Genomic DNA, 4745 nt, shown 5'->3' with positions numbered 1-4745 from the left:
GGTGTCGCGGGCGCGGGTGGGCTCGGGCCCCCACGGCGCGGTGGTGAGCCGGTATTCGTAGTGCCGGCGCAGCGCGGAGAAGCGGGCGTCGAACTCCCCCGGGACCCAGCGGGCGTCCATCACCGCGATGTCGGCGGGCAGCAGCCGGGCGAGTCGGCGCACGAGCGCCTCGGGACGCCCGCCGAACGACCGCTGGTCCAGCCAGGCCGGGTCCACGTCGAGGTGGCAGACCTGGGCCCGGGCGTGGACCCCGGCGTCGGTGCGTCCGGCGACGGTGAGGGTCACGGGGTTCCGCAGCACCGTCCCGAGCTTCTCCTCCAGGACGCCGCACACCGTCCGCAGGCCGGGTTGGCGGGCCCACCCGGAGAAGTCGGTGCCGTCGTAGGCCACGTCGAGGCGGATCCGGCGGGTGGGCGTGTCGGACGCGAACTCCGACGGGGTGATCATGACCGTCGACGCTAGCCCACCGGCCCCGGCCGTGGCAGGCTCGGGTCATGCCGCGCCCGACCACCAGGTCCGCACTCCTCGAGGCGGCCGCCCGCGAGTACGAGCGGCTGCGCCTCGCGCTCGGCCGGTTCGACCCCGCGGTGGTGGCCGACCTCACCTGGGAGGCGGACATCGAGGACACCTCCCGGCACCCGCGCGACGTCCTCACCCACATCCACGCCTGGCAGCTCCTCGCGCTGGGCTGGGCGGAGGCCGGTCAGGCCGGCGGCACGCCCCGGATCCCCGGTGAGGGTCGCACCTGGCGCGAGACGCCGGCGATCAACGCCGAGATCCGCGAGCGCTACCTGGGCACGTCGTACGCCGACGCCGTCGACCTCCTCGCGGGCAGCCACGCCCGGTGCCTCGAGGCGATCGCCTCGCATTCCGACGACGAGCTCTTCACCCGCGGCCACTACGCCTGGACAAAGAGCACCACCCTCGGCTCGTACTTCGTCTCGGCCACCTCGAGCCACTACGTGTGGGGGCAGAAGACCCTCCGACGGATCCAGCGCGCACTACCGACGCCATGACCGCCCACCCCGACGTGCTGCCGTGGCTGCGCTCGGCCGACCCGTCGACCGCGTACCTCGCCGCCCGCGATCTCGAGGGCGACGACGACCCCGTGCTGCGGTCCGCCATCGCCGGTTCCGGGGTGGGCGCGGAGATCCTCGACGTGCGGCGCTCGGACGGGCACTGGGGGTCGGGCTTCTACCAGCCGAAGTGGACCAGTACCCACTACACGTTGCTCGAGCTCGCGTGGCTGGGCCTGGACCCTCGTGAGCCCCGCGCGGCCGGGTCCGCGCGGATGGTCCTGGAGGCGCCGCGCTGTGACGACGGCGGCCTGAGCGCCGGCCTGTCCTCGCCCCGCAGCGACGTGTGCATCAACGGCATGGCGCTGACCTACTGCGGCCACTTCGGGGCGGACACCCCTCTGCTGGCCGGCGTGGTCGACGCGATCCTCGTCGAGCGGATGGCGGACGGCGGCTTCAACTGTCGGAGCACGCGGTCGGGGGCCACGCATTCCTCCGTGCACACCACCACGTGCGTCATCGAGGGGTTCACCGCCTACCTCGCGACCGGGCACACGCATCGCGCCGACGAGGTCGCCGAGGCGCGGGCGGGGGCCGTCGAGTTCCTCCTCGTCCACCGCCTGTTCCGGAGCCACCGGACCGGCCAGGTGATCCGCCCGGAGTTCACCCGCCTCCATCACCCCGCACGGTGGCGGTACGACGTACTGCGCGGCCTCGACGCCGTCACCCACGCCGGTGTGGTGGGCGACGGCAGACTCGCCGAGGGCCTCGACATCCTCCGGCGGCGACGCCGGGACGGCCGCTGGTGCGGTGCGCGCGGTTACCCCGGTGTCACCCACGTGGAGTACCCGCCTCCCCGCGAACCGAACCCGTGGATCACGGTCGCCGCCCTGCGGATCCTGCGCCGGACCGGGGTGGACGTCTGACGCCCCGCTCCCGGCTCGGCCAGGATGGGGACATGACGTCTCGCCGGATCGCTGTCCTCGCCGCCACCGCGCTCGCCACCGCGTCCACCCTGGGGGCGTGCACCTCGGGCGACGACGACGAGGGCCCGCAGGCCGGACCCCTCACCGCCGCCACCGGCCTCGCTCCCGACGCCGGCCCGACCTACGCCCGCTACGTGGCCCTGGGCGACTCGTTCGCCGCCCTGGGTCCGACCGACGCCCCCACGAGCGGGCCCGCGCGATGCCTGCGCTCCACGGCGAACTACGCGTCGCTGCTCGCCGAGCGCGAGGACGTGGGTGAGCTCGTCGACGTCACGTGTGGCGGCGCGGAGACCACCCACATGACCGGGCCCCAGCTCGCCGAGGCACCTGCCCAGTTCGACGCCCTGACCCCGGACACGGACCTGGTGACCCTGTCGATCGGCGGCAACGACATCGGGTTCGGCGCGATGGTCGGGTGCATCCTCCAGACCCCGCGGGCGGAGACCGGGGCACCGTGCCGCGACCGACTCGAGGTGGCCGTGACCGACCGGCTCGACGCCCTCGGCGCCCGGCTGGACGGCGTGTACGACGGCATCCGCGACCGCTCCCCCGACGCGCGGATCGTCACCACCGCCTACCTCCCGCTGGTCCCGGACGACGGCGGCTGTGAGTTCGTCTCCGGGATGAGCCCGGGGGACTTCACCTGGACACGGCACGTGACAGAGCGGATCAACATGATCGTCTCGGACGCCGCCGCACGGGCGGGCGCGGACGTGGTCCAGCCCGCGGACGCCGCCGAACGCCACGCCTGCGCGCCGGCCACGGAGCGCTACACCGACTTCACCGGCGAGGAGACGGGGTCGCATCCCATGCACCCGACCGCGGCGGGGCACCGCGCGATGGCCGAGGCCGTGGGCGCCGTTCTCTGACGGGGACCGCCGGGACGACGACCGGACGACGACGAGGGCCCCGCCGACCGCGTGACGCGGTGGGCGGGGCCCTCACACCGGATCCGTGACGGATCGGGCCTGACGCGACTCAGGCCTTGTCGGTGTCCTCGCTGGTGGCGTGGGTGGTGTCCTCGGACACCGCGTCGGCGGTCTCCTCGGCGGTGTCCACGTCGGCGTCGTCGGCGGCCTCCACCTGATCGGCGATCGGGCTGTTGGCCTCGGCCTCGGCGGTCACCTCATCGGTGGTCACGTCGTCGGTGGACTCCGTGGCCGAGGTGTCGGCCGACTTCTTGGAGGCGGCGGCGCGGGTGGCGCGCGTGGCCTCGGCGGACGCCAGCGGCTCGGTGACGAGCGCGATCATCGCCATGGGCGCGTTGTCGCCCTTGCGGTTCTCGAGCTTGACGATCCGGGTGTAGCCACCGTCGCGGTCGGCGACCCGGGGGCCGATCTCGGCGAACAGCTTGTGCAGGACGTCCTTGTTGCGGACGAGCTTGGCGGCCTCACGACGGTCGGCCAGCGTGCCGCGGCGCGCCTTGGTGATGAGCTTCTCCGCGTACGGACGAAGCAGCTTCGCCTTGGTCTCCGTGGTACGGATCGCATCGTGCTCGAACAGCTGGGTGGCCAGGTTCGACAGGATGAGCCGCTGGTGGGCCGGGGATCCGCCGAGGCGGGCGCCCTTCTTGGGCTTGGGCATCAGATTCTCCTAGGAATGGTGTGCTGAGAGCTCGTCAGAGCTGCTCGGTCTCGGCGTAATCCTCGCCGCCCTCGTCGGTCCACGTCCCGGTCTCGGCGTCGTAGCCGGCGACCGAGGCGGGATCGAACCCGGGGGGCGCATCCTTGAGCGACAGGCCGAGCTCGACGAGCTTGACCTTGACCTCGTCGATCGACTTCTGACCGAAGTTGCGGATGTCGAGCAGGTCCGACTCGCTGCGCGCCACGAGCTCGCCCACGGTGTGGACACCCTCGCGCTTGAGGCAGTTGTAGGACCGGACGGACAGGTCCAGGTCGTCGATCGGCATGCCGTAGGCGGCGATGTGATCGGCCTCGGCCGGGCTGGGCCCGATCTCGATGCCCTCGGCCTCGTCGTTGAGCTCACGTGCCAGGCCGAAGAGCTCGACCAGCGTCTTGCCCGCGGACGCCAGGGCGTCACGGGCGGTCATCGAGTTCTTGGTCTCGACGTCCAGGACCAGGCGGTCGAAGTCCGTGCGCTGGTGCACACGGGTGGCCTCGACCTTGTAGGTGACCTTGAGGACGGGCGAGTAGATCGAGTCGACCGGGATGCGGCCGATCTCGTGTCCCGCGTCCTTGTTGAGCCCCGCGGGGACGTAGCCACGACCGCGCTCGACGACCAGCTCGATCTCCAGACGGCCCTTCTCGTTGAGAGTGGCGATGTGCAGGTCCGGGTTGTGCACCTCGACGCCGGACGGCGGGACGATGTCACCGGCGGTGACGGCTCCCGGGCCCTGCTTCTTGAGGTACATGGTGACCGGCTCGTCCTCGACGGACGAGACGACCAGGCCCTTGAGGTTCAGGATGATGTCGGTGACATCCTCCTTGACGCCCGGCACGGTGGTGAACTCGTGCAGGACACCCTCGATGCGGATGCTGGTCACGGCCGCGCCCGGGATGGACGACAGCAGCGTGCGACGCAGGGAGTTGCCGATGGTGTAGCCGAAACCGGGCTCGAGGGGCTCGAGCACGAACCGTGAGCGGTTCTCGGAGACGACCTCCTCGGTGAGGGTGGGCCGCTGGGAGATGAGCATGTGCTACCTCTTTCGATTCTCGGCGTCCGCTATTTGACGCCGTAGTAACCCACCGTCGCCGGGCGGGCCGCGATGTGCGGCCCGCCCGGC

6 protein-coding genes are annotated in these 4745 nt (G+C 72.1%); 3 read left to right on the top strand and 3 right to left on the bottom strand.

Translation table 11 applies throughout. The features are described 5' to 3' along the window. A partial coding sequence (locus G6031_RS15625) for a tRNA pseudouridine synthase A (protein WP_182653751.1) occupies positions 1 to 447 on the bottom strand: 447 nt, incomplete at its 3' end. A 47-nt stretch (positions 448 to 494) separates the two neighbouring features. Here G6031_RS15625 and G6031_RS15620 point away from each other — a divergent pair. From G6031_RS15620 to G6031_RS15610, 3 genes are read left to right on the top strand one after another with little or no spacing between them, the layout of a single operon-like run. Continuing rightward, on the top strand, positions 495 to 1016 hold the full coding sequence (locus G6031_RS15620; protein WP_182653750.1) for a ClbS/DfsB family four-helix bundle protein: 522 nt from the start codon (positions 495 to 497) through the stop codon (positions 1014 to 1016). After that, positions 1013 to 1942 (top strand): hypothetical protein, encoded by a 930-nt coding sequence (locus G6031_RS15615; protein ID WP_182653749.1) that lies wholly within the window; start codon positions 1013 to 1015, stop codon positions 1940 to 1942. The genes G6031_RS15620 and G6031_RS15615 overlap by 4 nt, the downstream gene beginning before the upstream one ends. Before the next feature lie 32 nt (positions 1943 to 1974). After that, positions 1975 to 2871: an SGNH/GDSL hydrolase family protein gene (locus tag G6031_RS15610; protein WP_182653748.1), complete on the top strand. Its 897-nt coding sequence runs from the start codon at positions 1975 to 1977 to the stop codon at positions 2869 to 2871. Positions 2872 to 2980: 109 nt separating this feature from the next. On the opposite strand, the gene rplQ is transcribed toward G6031_RS15610, so the two are convergent. Both rplQ and G6031_RS15600 read right to left on the bottom strand, forming a co-directional pair. Then, positions 2981 to 3586 (bottom strand): 50S ribosomal protein L17, encoded by a 606-nt coding sequence (gene rplQ, locus G6031_RS15605; RefSeq protein ID WP_182616005.1) that lies wholly within the window; start codon positions 3584 to 3586, stop codon positions 2981 to 2983. A gap of 34 nt (positions 3587 to 3620) precedes the next feature. Further along, entirely contained in the window at positions 3621 to 4655 is a 1035-nt protein-coding gene (locus G6031_RS15600; RefSeq protein WP_067716627.1) for a DNA-directed RNA polymerase subunit alpha, read from the bottom strand. Between the last annotated feature and the right edge of the window lie 90 nt (positions 4656 to 4745).

It is taken from the genome of Dietzia sp. CQ4 (genome assembly GCF_014145125.1).
Taxonomy (GTDB): domain Bacteria; phylum Actinomycetota; class Actinomycetes; order Mycobacteriales; family Mycobacteriaceae; genus Dietzia; species Dietzia natronolimnaea.
The sequence above is the reverse complement of the archived record's forward strand: the minus strand, read 5'-3'. Positions and strand labels throughout refer to the sequence as shown.